Source organism: Denitrobaculum tricleocarpae (assembly GCF_007004665.1).
Taxonomy (GTDB): domain Bacteria; phylum Pseudomonadota; class Alphaproteobacteria; order Kiloniellales; family Kiloniellaceae; genus Denitrobaculum; species Denitrobaculum tricleocarpae.
In genome coordinates this window covers 82,605-96,759 of the sequence record NZ_ML660052.1, presented here as the reverse complement: position 1 = coordinate 96,759, position 14,155 = coordinate 82,605, and the positions used below count along the sequence as shown (strand labels likewise).

General features: G+C 61.5%; 14 protein-coding genes. 4 read left to right on the top strand and 10 right to left on the bottom strand.

Features of this window, described 5'->3' with window-relative positions; translation table 11 throughout:
- Positions 1-70: 70 nt before the first annotated feature.
- The 9 genes from FKG95_RS00445 to FKG95_RS00410 all read right to left on the bottom strand — a co-directional run bounded on the left by FKG95_RS00445 (position 71) and on the right by FKG95_RS00410 (position 8,159).
- Complete coding sequence (locus FKG95_RS00445; RefSeq protein ID WP_142894045.1) at positions 71-409, bottom strand: NirD/YgiW/YdeI family stress tolerance protein; 339 nt, start codon at positions 407-409, stop codon at positions 71-73.
- Between the two features lie 74 nt (positions 410-483).
- Positions 484-621 carry a hypothetical protein gene (locus tag FKG95_RS29485; protein ID WP_179953863.1) on the bottom strand — a complete coding sequence of 46 codons (138 nt, stop codon included), beginning with the start codon at positions 619-621 and terminating at the stop codon, positions 484-486.
- 192 nt (positions 622-813) lie between these two features.
- Positions 814-2,196, bottom strand: a complete 1,383-nt coding sequence (locus FKG95_RS00440; protein WP_142894043.1) for a sensor histidine kinase — start codon at positions 2,194-2,196, stop codon at positions 814-816.
- On the bottom strand, positions 2,193-2,870 hold the full coding sequence (locus tag FKG95_RS00435) for a response regulator transcription factor (RefSeq protein WP_142894041.1): 678 nt from the start codon (positions 2,868-2,870) through the stop codon (positions 2,193-2,195). The genes FKG95_RS00440 and FKG95_RS00435 overlap by 4 nt, the downstream gene beginning before the upstream one ends.
- Before the next feature lie 262 nt (positions 2,871-3,132).
- Positions 3,133-3,723, bottom strand: a complete 591-nt coding sequence (locus tag FKG95_RS00430; RefSeq protein WP_142894039.1) for a PQQ-dependent catabolism-associated CXXCW motif protein — start codon at positions 3,721-3,723, stop codon at positions 3,133-3,135.
- Positions 3,724-3,725: 2 nt separating this feature from the next.
- Positions 3,726-4,574: a substrate-binding domain-containing protein gene (locus FKG95_RS00425; RefSeq protein ID WP_218940022.1), complete on the bottom strand. Its 849-nt coding sequence runs from the start codon at positions 4,572-4,574 to the stop codon at positions 3,726-3,728.
- The gene (locus FKG95_RS00420; protein WP_142894035.1) at positions 4,564-5,085 is read right to left on the bottom strand and encodes a c-type cytochrome, methanol metabolism-related; all 522 of its coding nucleotides are present in this window, start codon (positions 5,083-5,085) and stop codon (positions 4,564-4,566) included. The genes FKG95_RS00425 and FKG95_RS00420 overlap by 11 nt, the downstream gene beginning before the upstream one ends.
- Positions 5,086-5,221: 136 nt before the next feature.
- Positions 5,222-7,012 (bottom strand): methanol/ethanol family PQQ-dependent dehydrogenase, encoded by a 1,791-nt coding sequence (locus FKG95_RS00415; RefSeq protein WP_218940021.1) that lies wholly within the window; start codon positions 7,010-7,012, stop codon positions 5,222-5,224.
- Between the two features lie 418 nt (positions 7,013-7,430).
- Positions 7,431-8,159: an NAD(P)H-dependent oxidoreductase gene (locus FKG95_RS00410; protein WP_142894033.1), complete on the bottom strand. Its 729-nt coding sequence runs from the start codon at positions 8,157-8,159 to the stop codon at positions 7,431-7,433.
- Between the two features lie 93 nt (positions 8,160-8,252).
- On the opposite strand from FKG95_RS00410, the gene FKG95_RS00405 reads away from it, so the two are divergent.
- Entirely contained in the window at positions 8,253-9,140 is an 888-nt protein-coding gene (locus FKG95_RS00405; protein WP_142894031.1) for a LysR family transcriptional regulator, read from the top strand.
- A 6-nt stretch (positions 9,141-9,146) separates the two neighbouring features.
- Here FKG95_RS00405 and FKG95_RS00400 read toward each other — a convergent pair whose 3' ends face one another.
- Complete coding sequence (locus tag FKG95_RS00400) at positions 9,147-10,676, bottom strand: acyl-CoA synthetase (protein ID WP_142894029.1); 1,530 nt, start codon at positions 10,674-10,676, stop codon at positions 9,147-9,149.
- Between the two features lie 357 nt (positions 10,677-11,033).
- Between FKG95_RS00400 and dapA the strand changes: the two genes are divergently transcribed.
- The 3 genes from dapA (at position 11,034) to FKG95_RS00385 (ending at position 14,150) form a co-directional block, all read left to right on the top strand.
- Positions 11,034-11,963: a 4-hydroxy-tetrahydrodipicolinate synthase gene (gene dapA / locus FKG95_RS00395; RefSeq protein ID WP_142894027.1), complete on the top strand. Its 930-nt coding sequence runs from the start codon at positions 11,034-11,036 to the stop codon at positions 11,961-11,963.
- A 142-nt stretch (positions 11,964-12,105) separates the two neighbouring features.
- Entirely contained in the window at positions 12,106-12,951 is an 846-nt protein-coding gene (locus FKG95_RS00390; RefSeq protein WP_142894025.1) for a pentapeptide repeat-containing protein, read from the top strand.
- A gap of 275 nt (positions 12,952-13,226) precedes the next feature.
- The gene (locus FKG95_RS00385; RefSeq protein ID WP_246116639.1) at positions 13,227-14,150 is read left to right on the top strand and encodes a quinoprotein relay system zinc metallohydrolase 2; all 924 of its coding nucleotides are present in this window, start codon (positions 13,227-13,229) and stop codon (positions 14,148-14,150) included.
- The last annotated feature ends 5 nt before the right edge of the window (positions 14,151-14,155 follow it).

The window sequence follows — 14,155 nt, the reverse complement described above, 5'->3', positions numbered from 1 at the left end:
CTCCGAGACGGCTACTGCACCATGGGGGCGGGTTCGGGGCCCGGCGCAAGCCGGGCCCCACGGCACCCGGTCACTCGTAGCGGCGGTCGAACGTAATGACGCTTCCGTCAGCACGGGTCAGGTTGCGTGCATAGATTTCGAGTGGGCCCAGATCGTCGTCGACGAAACCCTTGACGGTGACGGCCTCGCCCACATCTGCAGGCACCCAGTTCGGTCCGACATAGATGCGAACGCTGCCGGTCGCGTCGGCGAGGCGGAATTCGTCCTCGTCTGTAATGCGTTCGACAGTGCCCTGCACAGTCACCATGGTGCCCCGCTGGAGGTCGTCGATCGGCGTGATCGACCCGCTGGCAGAAGCGGCGGTTGTAAGGATGGCCGCGAAGGCCGTGGCGGTCGCGATGATCTTCATGTCACGGATCCTTTCAGAAGGACGAATTCGGGGCTGGAAGTGATTTTGTCGTCTTGGAGAGAGGCGGCGATCGCTTAGTCGATCGCTATTCCGACGAGGACGAGCAGGACCAGACCCGCCGCAACAACAAGCTTTCGGGAAACGCGAACCCCGATCTCGCCCGAAAGCCAATCTCCAGCGCGTTGCAGGTCGGTTCGATTTGGTTCGTTCATGATTTGCTCCTTTCAGGGATCTAAAGCAATTTGCGTTTAAACAGACACAAAATCCGCTGCCTCTCGATCAGCAAATTGCTGATCTTGAACGCAGATTTTGAGATGCACTGGTTCAAGAAAAACGCAAATCGCTATTAATCGATCAGATGAGAAGCTTTTACCGCTTGAACCTGACGGCAGTCTGACGACTTGCTATACCGAGGAGCGGAACGACAAGATAAACTCGGCCCCGCCACCAGGCGCGGGGCGGGCCTCGACGCTACCGGCCTGTGCGCGTTGGAGCCGATCGACGATGGCAAGACCGAGGCCCGCCCCACCAGGCACTGCGCCCGGGCCGCGCCAAAAGGGTTCGAAGAGGTGGCCCTGTGCCTCCGGAGGAAGGCCTGGCCCGTGATCTCGTACTCTGAGGACGGGTCCAGGACCGACGGAGATCTCGACCGGGCCGGCGCAGCCGTGAAGTATGGCATTCTCGACGAGATTTGAGAGCGCCAGCTCGACGCCTTCGGGGTCGGCACGCACCATGACACCGCCGTCCGGCAAGGTTAGAGACAGCTCGATCCCCTTGGAGTAGGCGAAGGGTGCAAGCGCGGCCGTGACGGCTTCAGCCATGTCGCGCAGGTCCACCGTGGTGTTCTCCGGCAGGGTCAGGACGTCCGCCCGCGATGCCGCCAACACCTGCTGCACGGTACGTGAGAGGGCGGAAAGGTCCGCGCGCAAGCGGTCCGTCGTCTCACCCGGTGGCAGGGCATCGAGCCGCGCGACCAGCACTGCGACCGGCGTTCGAAGGGCATGGGCTGCCTCGGCGGCATGGCGTTTTTCGGCGTCGAACGCCTCCGTCAGCCGGTCAAGCGAGCGCTGCGTCGCATCGATTAGATCGGCGATTTCGGCCGGCACCTGGGCTGCGGGGGGCTGCGGTGCCGGTTCGCCGGGGCGGAGACTGCGCGCCCATTCGGCAGCGGCTGCGATAGGTGCGAGTCCACGGCGGATCAGGAAGATATTCGCGCCGATGAGAAGGAGCACCAGCGGCAGTATCGGAAGCCAGACGTGATTATAGAACTCGCCCAAGAATGCGCGCCACAGAAGACGGGCGGGATCGGACGCCATGACAAATATCATCCGTAGTCCATGCTCGTGCTCGCCGTCCTGGTGCTGGCCGTCCTGTTGCTGGCCGTCCTCTTGCTCGCCGAACTCATGACCGGCCACCAGAAGATAGCCGCCGGGTGTGTCGAGGCGTGTGACCCAGTCGTCCGCAAAAAGGTTGATGGCCGCGGGCGGGATCAGCTCGGGGTTCATGGCCTCAAGGACGCTCCCGCCGCGATCCACGAGCGCGAATGCATAGGCGTCCGGATGGGCCGCGTAGAGCGTGCGGACGGCTGCGTCCTCCGGGACGCTGCGCCCGACGAGAGCGTCCTGCATTCGCTGCGTCTCGTGCGCGATTGCCTCATTTTCGAGCGCATTACGGTCCGAGCCATAGTAAATTCCGACAGCAAGGGAGTTCAGTAGAAAGACGATGACGGCTATCAGCGCCAGCCGCCGCGTCAGGAGCTGCGTCAGCGACGGAACGGCATCGGTCACCGCTCGTCCTCTCTTGGCAACATCCAGCCCACGCCGCGCACGGTCACGATGGGTATTTTGCAGCCGGCGGCTTCAAGACCCCGACGCAGCCGCGAGACAGACGCCTCGAGCGCATTCGGCCCGACTTCATCGTCAAAACCGTAGATTGCCTCTTCCAGCAAGCGCCGCGGCGCCACCCGACCGGCAGCCCGCATCAGATGCTCAAGGACACCCAACTCCCGGCGACCGAGCGGCAGCGGCACAGCATTTACGCTCGCGCTCCGCGCCGTGGTGTCGAGCGCCAGCGTCCCGATCTGCAGCGTCGTGCTGGAGCGATCGCCCGGCCGGCGGAGCACGGCTCGGCAGCGTGCGACGAGCTCGGGCATTTCCACCGGCTTCACAACGTAGTCGTCCGCCCCCGTGTCGAGCCCTGCAAGACGGTCAGAGAGGCGGCTGCGCGCCGTCAGCACGATAATTGGCACCCGCCCGCCGTCGCTTAGCGTTGGAAGCAGGCGCAGCCCGTCGCCGTCGGGAAGGCCGAGATCGAGCAGGACGAGCGCGTAATCAGCCAGAGCTGCCATCTCATCCGCCTCCTGCGCCGTGCCCGCATGATCGACGACGAAACCCGAGCGGTGCAGAGCATCCCGTACGGCTTCAGCAAGCGGCGGGTGATCCTCTACCAACAGGACGCGCATGTTCTCGATCTTCCCTCAGGTGGCGCACACGGCGGGTGCCCTGCAGGTTACTGGTGGCAGCGCCCATGTACAGCACCAATCACAACTGCACCCTCACAACGGAACTATCGCCCAGAAGCCTGACGGGAACCTGACGAGACGGCTCAGATTTCGTTTGAAAAGCAGACAAAACTGCTCATTCGGGAGATTGATGTTGCTCAAAGGGCCAATTGTAACGCCGACGCTTGAGGCATCTGATTTTTCCGATGACTTTCTGAGGCGACTACTCGGCCATGGGGACGGGTTCGGAGGCTTCTAGCTTGCCGCCGGCGCCGGTCCAGCCGTCGGTGCCTTGCGGGTACCAGTATACCTGGCTGTAGCCATAGGTCAGCGCGCGCTTGGCGGCATTCCAGGACATCCAGCAGTCGGCCAGGCAGTAGATCAGGATACCCGCCTCCTTATCGCCCTTGGTCAGCCGGGCCAGGTTTTCCTGAAAGTAGCTTTCGATCTCGGGGTTGAGCGCGCCGAAACCGACGTTGGGCAACCAGACCGAGCCGGGAATGTTGTCGCGCTGTCTCGGACGCCAGACCACGTCATCCGCCAGCCTGGCGGGCCTGGGCGGCCGCGGAAGCACATCGATAAAGACGACCTCGCCCGCCCCATGCAGATCCATGGCCTCTTTAGTCTGAACGGTCCTGGCCCCGGTCAGGCTCTCGGGCACCGGCGCACGGAAGGCTTTCATTCGGTAGCCTTCCGGCTCCGCGACCGCCTGGGCGCGCGCGCTACCGGCGGCGAAGACCGCAACTGTTCCAAGGACGAAAAGCGCGAAACGGAACCCGCGCTGAAGCTGGGCGCAGGACGCAGAACCCGCCATGATCAGCGCTTGATCAGCTGATCGTTTTCGTCGAGCAGCGGAACACCGAAGTCCACCAGGATCTTGTCGATTTCAGCCTGGTTGTTCTTGATGAAGTCGTTGAGCTGATGCTTCCAGTCCGGCTCCAGAGGCCGCAGGCCCATGGTGATGCGATAGCTCATCCGCGGGCCTTTGGTCTCCTGGGTCAAGGGCACGACGGTGATCGCGGTCTCATTTTGCTTGGCGTAGTAACCGCCCATGGGACCCCAGAGCACTCCGGCGTCGAGCGTGCCGTCGGCAATCTCGGTGACGATATCCTCGGCAGGCGATTTGACGCGGCGGTCCACCACAAGATGGAAGGGCTTGGCATCGCCCATCAGACCGTTCAGGGCCATCACCGTGGCCGGCGGCGTCCCGGCGATCACGCCGATTTTCTTGCCCGCCAACCTGGGATCGTCGAGGTTCTCTACGCCCTTCAGATCCGAATCGAAACGGTGCAGCAGAACATAGGTAGAGCGGAAATAGTGATTGGTGTTCTGCACCAGTTCATGGCCCTGGGCGAAGCCCATGATGACATCGCACTTGCGCAGGCGCAGGGTGCGGCGCACGAAGCCCGTCGCCTGCGGAAACCAGGTGTAGGTGACCGGCAGACCCAGCTTCTCGCCGAGCAGACCGGCGAGCTTGTTTTCGTAGCCGGTCTGCTCTTTGCTGGAGAAGGGCATATTTGCCGGATCGGCGCAGACCCTGAGCGCGGTCCGGTCAACCAGGTCCGAGGTCTGGGCCAGCGCCGGTGTTTGCGCGAAAAGCGCGAACCCCACCAGGAGCGGGCCCAGCAGACGCGAAAAGGCGTGTAGGGACGCGCTAGTCTTCAAGGCAGGAGTTCTCGTATTCACGGGTTGCATCCGTCTTAGCTTCCCTTTTCTTCGGACGGCCACGGGGCAACGCGTCGTCGGAACGGGCCTTCACGTAGACGTAAATATCATCGAGATAACAGATGACGTTCCGGTTCAGGCCGAATGAGGGCATCTTGCTGTTTTCGGAGGCGCCGATCTTTTCGCGGCCATTGATCACCACCTCCATGAAGCCCTCGTAATCCATGGTTTTCAGCGATTCGGTCAGACCGGGCGCGAAAGAGCTGCCCAGGGCATCGGGACCGTGACAGACATGGCATTCGGAATGATAACGCCGGAAACCGCTGTAGGTGAACCAGTCCACCGTCCCGTCTTCATCGATCTTGTAGATGGGATTGTCATCCTTGTCGAAATACTTGCCGTCTTCGGAGCTGGCAATTTCGCTGGATTGGGCCTCGCCGGAATGAGTGGCCACGCTCCAGGAAAGCAGCGGCAGAACAAACATCAAAGTCCAGGGCTGGCGAAGTTTCATCTCGTTTCCTTATGCTGGCTCAGGTGAGATCAAGGGTCATGTGTCGCTAAAGTTTTCGACAAGAGGGCCTGAAAAAAAATGCCCGCTATTACGATGGAGACAGCGCAATAGCGGGCAACAGGGATTAAGCCTCGGCTCAGTCCACGGCGAACACGGTCAGTTGTCCGCCAAGCGCCGTATAGTCGCTCAGGGCTGCATAACCGCCCACGGCCCCCAGACCGGCATTCGGATCGGTCAGACCCGCCGCCAGACCGATACCAGCCCAGCCGCCGACACCCGACAGCACGGCGATATATTGTTTGCCGCCATGCACGTAGGTGGTGACGTTACCGATGATGCCCGAAGGTGTTTTGAACTTGTAGAGTTCTTCACCCGTCTTGGCATCGACCGCCTTCAGGAAGCCTTCCAGCGTGCCGTAGAAGACCACGTCGCCAGCCGTTGCCAGAGCACCCGACCAGACCGAGAACTTCTCCTTGTTGGACCAGACGATTTCGCCTTTGGTCGCATCCCAGGCAATGAAGTTACCCATGTGGTCGCTGCCTTCCGGAGGATACATGGAAAGCGTTGCACCGACGTAGGGCTGACCGGCCGTGTAGGACACCCGGAAGGGCTCATAGTCCATGCAGACATGGTTGGTCGGCACGTAGTGCAGGCCGGACTTCGGCGAGAAGGCCGCCGGCTGCTGATCCTTGGTTCCAAGCGCTGCAGGGCAAATACCCGTCGTGTTGACGTCTTCGCCATTCTGCGCCGTGGAGTACTTGGAGACGACCTGCGGACGTCCGGTCTTCAGGTCGACATGGGTCGCCCAGTTGACCACCGGGTCAAATTTTTCCGCGATCAGAAGCTGACCGGTTTCACGGTCCATGGAATAGCCGAAGCCGTTCCGGTCGAAGTGCACCAGCAGCTTGCGCATCTCGCCGCCGACTTCCTGATCCGAGAGGATCATCTCGTTCACGCCGTCGAAATCCCACTCGTCATGCGGCGTCATCTGATAGACCCACTTGGCCATGCCGGTGTCCGGATTGCGGGCGAAGATGGCCATGGACCAGCGGTTATCACCAGGACGCTGAGACGGGTTCCAGGTGCTGGGGTTGCCGGTACCGTAGTAGATGAGATCCAGCTCAGGATCGTAGGCATACCAGCCCCAAGTGGTTCCCCCACCGATTTTCCACTGGTCGCCTTCCCAGGTGTTCATGCCCGAGTCCTTGCCGACCGGCTCACCCAGATGGGTGGTCTTTTCCGGATCGACCAGGATATCGGAGTCGGGTCCCATGGAGTAGGCGCGCCAGGCCCGCGAGCCATCGGCCAGATTGTATGCCGTCATGCTGCCCCGGACGCCGAATTCGCCGCCGGAGATCCCGATCATCACCTTGTCTTTGACGACCATGGGTGCGGAGGTGCCGGTTTCACCGACCTTGGGGTCGCCGTTCGCGACTTTCCACTCCACGGCGCCTGTTTCGGCATTGAGCGCAACGACCGTGGTATCGGCCTGGTGCAGGATAATCTTGCCATCACCATAAGCCACACCGCGGTTGACGGTGTCACAGCACATCACGGGGATCGTATCGGGATCCTGCTTGGGCTCGTACTTCCAGATGATCCGCCCGCTGTCATTCAGGTCGAGCGCGTAGACGATGTTCGGGAAGGGCGTATGCACGTACATGACATCGCCGATGATCAGCGGGCCGCCTTCATGGCCGCGCAGAACGCCGGTTGAGAATGTCCAGGCAACATTCAGGTCGCCCACGTTGTCCCGGTTGATCTGATCGAGCTCGCTGTAGCGGTGGTTGGCGTAATTGCCGGTCGGCATTACCCATTCATCCGCGTTGTCCTGCATTTTCAAAAGCTCGTCACTGGCTGAGGCCGCTGCAGACGCGAGCAAGGCCGTTGCCAAGACAACACCAGAATATTTGAGAGTCCTTATCACTCCGGTTCCTCCCTAATTTGTTGCCGACATGAGTTTTCTGGAATGAAAACTCTGTTCGTTGCCACCGATTTTTTCTCGGCAGCTCATGAACCTGCCGTACACGATGTGTCGTTTTTAGGTACCCGGCAGCTTGCGTTCCCGTCTTCCAACGAAAGCATTGCAAACATGCTCTTCAATCACTGACGCCCCGCAAAACCCAACACGATAAACGGCAAGTTGACGGGCTGGGCTTTGCAAGTACGCCAGCTTGCAAACATCCTAGGAAAGGCCTCTGGAGCGGGCAATTGTACCTTCGCACAACACAGGAAGAGCCGTGAGAGTCGCGGACGGCGGCGCAGGAAAAGCGCGCCCGGAGGGAAGAAGAGGAGGAAAGAAAAACGGCTTACGGCAGCGGCGGGGATGAAGCTCGGCTAACGCTTCAAGAGCGAATGGATCTTCCCTTGTCGTCCCAATCTTCCCAAACCGGGAATCCGATCGGCGTAACGCACTCCAAAGCCGATAGGTGTGAGCGCCAGTCGGACAGGTTTTGCCCGAGCCGTCTGCGCAGGCTCTCTTCGTCTTCATATCTGTAGCCATGCCCCTGCACACCGTAGGAAACGAAAGGCGGCAGAACCGAAAAACCCATGTAATGCAGTGAGTATTGAAGCGGCCACAGCATGGTGTCGAAATCACCGCCGCGACTGCCGGGGCCGAACGCGTCGCGCGGCGCACCTGTCGTAACCGAGATCAGCGCGCGTTTGCCCCTGAAGTAGCCCGTGTCATAGCGCATCCGGCTGGTGTAGAGGCCACCATTTACGAACACCCGGTCCATCCAGCCCTTCAGAATCGCTGGCGGTCCATGCCACCACAAAGGGAATTGCAGGATAACCAAGTCCGCCCGTTGGAGCTTGCCGATTTCGTCTTGCACCTCTTTCGACAGTGTCCCCTTTTCCCAGGCATGGCGCTGCTCGGCCAATGCCGCGAAAGCGTTCCCATCGAAGCGTTCCGCATAGTGCACCTCCCGTTCGACCGGGTCGAAATCCATTTGATGCAGATCGCTGACCGTCACGCTGCAGCCGCGATCCGACAGGGATTCCCGGGCAGCTCTTGTCAATGCGCCGTTGTAGGACGTCGGCTCCGGATGGGCATGAACGATATGCGCGTGCATGGGGATTATCCTTCGTGTGTTCTTGTTGGCACTATCCTACTATGTTCATTCCTGATAAAAAATTTGATGAATTTGCAAAGCGATATTTCATAAATGAACAACAAACTTGACTGGAACGACTACAGGGTCGCCCTTCAGATCGCGGACGCCGGGTCACTTTCCAAAGCCGCACAGCAGGCAGGTTCGAGCCACCCCACGATGTTTCGAAGGATTAACGCTGTCGAAGAAAAGCTTGGCGTGCGTCTGTTCGAGCGGTTCCGGAGCGGTTATCGGCCGACCGCCGCCGGCGAAGAAGTCGTGGCCGTTGCCCGCCGGATCGCCGAGCTGACAAATGAAACGGAGCGGCGCATGGCCGGCCGCGATCTCAGGCCGACAGGCCTGGTGCGCGTCGCGACGACCGACAGTCTTATGTTTGCGTTGCTCGCTCCGGAAATCGCCCGGTTAAGGCAGTCGGAACCTGGAGTCACACTTGAGTTCATCGTTTCAAATGAGATTTCCAACCTTTCGCTCCGCGAAGCGGACATTGCGATCCGGCCTGTATCAACACCGGATCCGCATCTGATCGGGCGCAAACTGGGCGTGATCAGGCAAGCGATCTATGCCCAGCGGGGCTTCGATGCGGGCAAAAGGGATAAGAAACAGTTACAGTCGTTGCCCTGGCTCGGTCCAAGTCCGTCGATGGCATATAGCCAACTGCAGGCCTGGATGAAAAAACGGGGATATGACCAAGCCTGTGTCTGCACCATGGACAGCGTGCTCGGACTTTACGCGGCGGTTCGCGCGGGGATGGGTTTGAGCGTCCTGCCCACCTATCTGGCGGAACCGGACGAGGGTCTGGAGCGACTCGGCGCCCATGTAAACGAAGTCGCCGTCGATCTCTGGCTCCTGACACATCCCGATCTGCGCAGCACCGCACGCGTGCGCGCGGTCCTTGATCACCTTGGCGGTTCCGGCCTGATCAAGGCGCGGCTCGACGATTAATCCGCTTTAGGACGGCCAGTACTCCGCCTTCAGGTGGCGTTTGATCAGCTTGCCCGTGGCGGTGCGGGGAAGTTCGCGGCGGAAGTCGACGCTCTTGGGTGTCTTGATCACCGAGAGTTTTGCACGGCAGTAGGCAATGAGCTCGGCCTCCAGTTCCGGGCCGGTGGCCTCAAAATCCACCGGCCTGACCACCGCCTTGACTTCCTCGCCGAGTTCTTCGTTGGGCACGCCGAAAACCGCGACGTCCGCCACAGCCGGATGGCTGACCATCAGATCCTCGGTCTCCTGCGGATAGACGTTCACACCGCCGGTTATGATGGTGTAGGACTTTCGGTCGGTGAGGTAGAGAAATCCGTCCTCGTCCAGCCAGCCGATATCGCCCAGCGTCGACCAGCCCTCCTTGGTGTAGGCCTCGGCGGTTTTTTCCGGGTCGTTGTGATAGGCGAACTTCAGACCGCTGTCGAAGTAGACGTTGCCCACCTCGCCGCGCGGAAGCTCAGTCCCCTCTTCGTCGAGAATACGCAGCGAGCCGACGAGTGCGCGCCCCACGGACCCGACGTGATCGAGCCACTGCGGCGTTGTCGTCGCCGTCACGCCGTTCCCTTCGGTTCCTGCGTAATACTCCAGCAGGATCGGGCCCCACCAATCGATCATCCTGTGTTTGATATCGACCGGACAGGGTGCAGCGACATGCAGCGCGCAGAGCAGACTGCTGCAGTCATAACGAAGGCGGACGTCCTCCGGCATCTTCAGCAGGCGCACGAACATGGTCGGCACCACCTGGGTATGGGTGACCTTGTGTGTCTCGATGGCCTGGAGATAGGCCTCTTCGTCGAAGCGCTCCATGATGATGGTGGTCGCCCCCAGCCCGGCGGCAACCATGGCGGCCCCGATGGGCGCGGAGTGATAGAGCGGCGTGGGGGAGAGGTAGACCGTCGCCTCGTCGACCTCGGCGATCTCGCCCAGCAGCTTCAGAAAAACCGGACTGAGCGCATCGATCGCCGTCGACTGCGTGCGCTTGAGAATGCCCTTCGGGCGTCCGGTCGTGCCCGAGGAATAAAGCATGGTCGCGCCGGCGGTCTGCTCGGCCAGTGGCTGCTCCGGCCTGGATGCGCTCAGGGCGCTCCAATCCTCGAAGCCCTCCGTCCTCGCCCCGATCATCAGATACTTAAGATCGCGCCCCGCAATGTCGCGGATCTTCTGTCCCACCTCCGCATAGCGCTGCGAAGTGATGAAGACCTTGGCACCGCAGTCGGCCACGATGTAAGCGGCTTCCTCAGGCTGCAGATACCGGCTGATCGGCGTAAAGACGACGCCCGATCTTTGCGCCGCCCAGCAGATCTCCATGAAGGCGAGGCAGTTTTCCATCAGAAAGGCGATGTGGTCGCCGGCCTGCACGCCCAGCGCACGCAAGGCATGAGCGCCCTGGTTCGAGCGGGCATCGAGCTCGGCAAAGGTGATCGACTCCTTCGAACCCGCCATCTGATAGGCGATTTTTTCCGGCGTGACGCGTGCGTGATGGACTGGGTGCTTCATCCCGTTATGACTCGTGCTTTTCATTCTGGAAGTATCGACGTAGCGGCAAAGGGAGGCCGGATGCAACGCGCAGAGTATGCCCGCAATGCCGCCCGAAGGTCAAAAGACCTGGTGATCCGCGCGCCGCTTTTTTGAAGCCTCCTCGTCCGCCTTGACAAGGGCCCCGATTCCCTGCGACATCTCCGGCATGATCCAGGCCCGCAAGAAGCTTTTCGCGCTGAAACGGCCCCCGCTACCGGGGCCAAGGGATCGCTGTGCGCGCTGACTGACGCACAGATACGAGATCACATTGAACCCCGCCGGTTTGGACGGGGTTTATTTTTGTCTCGTCTCCGGCACAACAGGAGACCGAGACAGATGGAAAAGGTGACAAGAGACCCCAACTCCCCCGGCTTGAGCGGCCTGTGGCTGCCGTTGATCACGCCCTTTCTGGAGGGTGCTCTCGACGAGGCTTCAACCCGGCGGCTCGTCGCCCATTACCTGGAAGAGCCGGTTGACGGCCTGATCCTGGCAGCCACGACCGGTGAAGGCCTGACCCTCGAGAAAGCGGAGGTCGAGCGGCTGGTTGCCGTCAGCGCCGAGACCATTGCTGAAAAGGGCCGGGACCTGCCGCTCTACCTCGGGCTCTCGGGCAGCGATACCCGCAAACTGGTCAAGGCCCTGGCGCGCACAGCGGACTGGCCCATCGTGGGCTATCTGATCGCCTGTCCCTACTACTCCCGGCCTTCGCAGGCCGGGCTGTTCCAGCATTTCACCGCCCTGGCAGAGGGCAGCAGCAAGCCGATCATGATCTACAACATTCCCTATAGAACCGGCGTGAACCTGGAGAACGAAACCCTGCTGCGCCTGGCCGAGCACCCGAACATCGTGGGGCTCAAGGATTGCTGCGCGGATGCCAGCCAATCCTTCGAGCTGCTGCGTGACCGGCCCGAGGGTTTCGCGGTGCTGACAGGAGAGGACGCGCTCTATTACAGCGCGCTGGTTCAAGGCGCCGATGGCGGTATTCTCGCCTCAGGCCATGTCATGACCGCAGACTTTGCAGGGATCCGGACGCGGCTGCTGCAGGGCGATCAACCCGCTGCGCTGAGGGCCTGGCAGCAGCTCTCGCCGATTCCGCGCTTGCTCTTTTCCGAGCCGAGTCCGGCGGCGGCGAAACACTGGCTCTGGCGCAGCGGCCTGATCGCCAGCCCCGAAGTACGCCTGCCCATAACCCCGGCCACGGAAGTCTTGGCGCGACAGATCGATCGCGAGATTGCCCAGTCTGTACCATCGGGCCTTATACCATAGCAGCATTGGGGCACCGCCCGGCTTTGCGTTAGTCTTCAGGCGTTACAGGAAGCTCCCGCCGCGTACGGCCCTCGCCCTTCCCCTGACAGGAACGGGCGAGGCGCCGCCTTGCAGGCGCTTCTCCTTGCGATTGGAGCCCCCTATGCCAACGCCCGTTGCAGTCCACACAACCGATCTCGTTTCAGACATCGGTATGCGCTTGCTGTGTGCGCTCGGCCTCACTGCCGCTCTCTTGAGTGCCCCGCCGGCACAGGGGCAGGACATGAGCGCGGAGCAGGTCGCGGCACAACTGGCCGCCGACGCCAAGGAGTCCAAACAACCGGATTTTTCAGGGCGTGATCTCTCCGGCTTGAAACTCTCCGGTCTCGATTTTCAGGCGGCGAACCTGCGCGGCACGAGCCTCAAGGACAGTGACCTCTCCAACGCCAATCTGCGCGGTGTCGAAGCCCAGAAGGCCGATCTGAGCGGCACAAACCTCTCGGGCGCCAATCTGGATCTGGCGATCCTCCGGGGCGCAAGTCTGGTCGGCGCGGACCTGCGGAACGCCAGCGCCTTTTCGACTGTCTTCGCCGAGAGCGACATGACCGGCAGCGACCTGCGGGGCGCACGGCTGGTCTCCAACTTCGAACGCGCGAAGCTTCAGAATGCCAACCTCTCCGGCGCGACGCTCTCGGCGGATATGAAAAACCAGCCCATGGGCCTGATGCGGGTTTCACTGATCAAGGCGGATCTGACCGGTGCCAATCTGGAGAACGCCGACCTGGCCATGGGCATGCTGGAATTCGCCGACTTCACCAACGCCAGACTGACCGGCGCGAACCTGATGCAAGTGGAGGCCGCGGGCGCGCGTTTCACGGGCGCCGAGCTCAGCGGTGCGGTGTTCCGGAAAGCGGACATCGAGAGCGCGCGCTTCAACGGTGCACAGGGCGTGGATCAGATCGTCGATCTCGATCAGGCGCTGAACGCGAAATACGCGGTTTTTGACTAGGGTCTGTTGAGATTCAGGATGTTGTCGTGGCGGGTCATATTTTATCAGCGGTTAGGAGCGAGTGGCGCGGTGTGGTGGACCCCACACAAGGCGCTCGCGACGCGACAGCTGACAAAATACGACCCGTCCTGGAAGGATTGCTCAGAGATAAAGCGAGTTGTCGTCGCTCGTCGTTGAATATGCCCAGCATGTTCTGCCTCCTCGCTCCTAACCTCGCTTTATCTCTGAGCAACCTCGGCAATATCCTGAATCTCAACAGACCCTCGGGCCGCCGCGTGATACGCCTCATCCTCACTGCCTTCCTGATGCTTTCGCAGAGCGCGGCGCATGCAGCCGAGGTGACTCCCGCCGAAGTCATTGAGGTCGCACCGGGTGCCTTCGTGCGACAGGGCGTGCATGCGCTGATCGATAAAAGCAACGCGGGGGGCATCGCCAACATCGGCTTCGTGATCGGCGGAGAGAGCATCGCGGTCATCGACAGCGGCGGCAGCTTTCTGGACGGCGCACGCCTGCGGGCCGCGATCAGACTGCGCAGCGACCTGCCGATCCGTTACGTCATCAACACCCATGTCCATCCGGATCATGTTTTCGGCAATGCCGCCTTCCTGCAGGATGCGCCCGGCTTTATCGGCCACCGCAATCTGGCGCGGGCGATGCAGGCGCGCGGCGCACATTACCTGGAAGCCAACAAGCTGTTGCTCGATTCCGCAGCCTTCGACGGCACGGAAATCATTCCGCCTTCGCAAGTGGTCGAGGCTCGGTCCGTGCTGGATCTCGGCGGACGGCGTCTGATCCTGGACGCCTATCAAACCGCCCACACCGATGCGGACCTGACGGTCCTGGACGAGACCACCGGCACGCTCTGGACCGGCGACCTGCTGTTTCAGAAACATCTGCCGGTGGTGGACGGCCGTCTGAAAGGCTGGCTTGAAGTGATGGATAAGCTCAAGGCGCTGCCGGTGGCCCGCGCGGTGCCCGGTCACGGCCCGGTCTCCCTGCCCTGGCCCGAAGCGCTTGCGCCGCAACGGGCCTATCTGACCAAGCTGGCGGCGGACCTGCGCGGCCTGATCGCGGAGGGCAAAACCATGCGCCATGCCTCCGGGCAGGCCGGACAGTCGGAGAAAGACAAGTGGCTGCTGTTCGAAGAGTTCAACACGCGCAACGCGACGGCGGGCTTCGCCGAGCTGGAATGGGAATAACGCAA

Excerpts from the sequence above, each read along its gene's own strand:
- dapA (WP_142894027.1), top strand. The coding sequence starts at position 11,034 with ATGGAAAAGGTGACAAGAGACCCCAACTCCCCCGGCTTGAGCGGCCTG.
- FKG95_RS00390 (WP_142894025.1), top strand. The coding sequence starts at position 12,106 with ATGCCAACGCCCGTTGCAGTCCACACAACCGATCTCGTTTCAGACATC.
- FKG95_RS00405 (WP_142894031.1), top strand. The coding sequence starts at position 8,253 with ATGAACAACAAACTTGACTGGAACGACTACAGGGTCGCCCTTCAGATC.
- FKG95_RS00445 (WP_142894045.1), bottom strand. The coding sequence starts at position 409 with ATGAAGATCATCGCGACCGCCACGGCCTTCGCGGCCATCCTTACAACC.
- FKG95_RS00430 (WP_142894039.1), bottom strand. The coding sequence starts at position 3,723 with ATGGCGGGTTCTGCGTCCTGCGCCCAGCTTCAGCGCGGGTTCCGTTTC.
- FKG95_RS29485 (WP_179953863.1), bottom strand. The coding sequence starts at position 621 with ATGAACGAACCAAATCGAACCGACCTGCAACGCGCTGGAGATTGGCTT.
- FKG95_RS00400 (WP_142894029.1), bottom strand. The coding sequence starts at position 10,676 with ATGAAGCACCCAGTCCATCACGCACGCGTCACGCCGGAAAAAATCGCC.
- FKG95_RS00420 (WP_142894035.1), bottom strand. The coding sequence starts at position 5,085 with ATGAAACTTCGCCAGCCCTGGACTTTGATGTTTGTTCTGCCGCTGCTT.
- FKG95_RS00435 (WP_142894041.1), bottom strand. The coding sequence starts at position 2,870 with ATGCGCGTCCTGTTGGTAGAGGATCACCCGCCGCTTGCTGAAGCCGTA.
- FKG95_RS00410 (WP_142894033.1), bottom strand. The coding sequence starts at position 8,159 with ATGCACGCGCATATCGTTCATGCCCATCCGGAGCCGACGTCCTACAAC.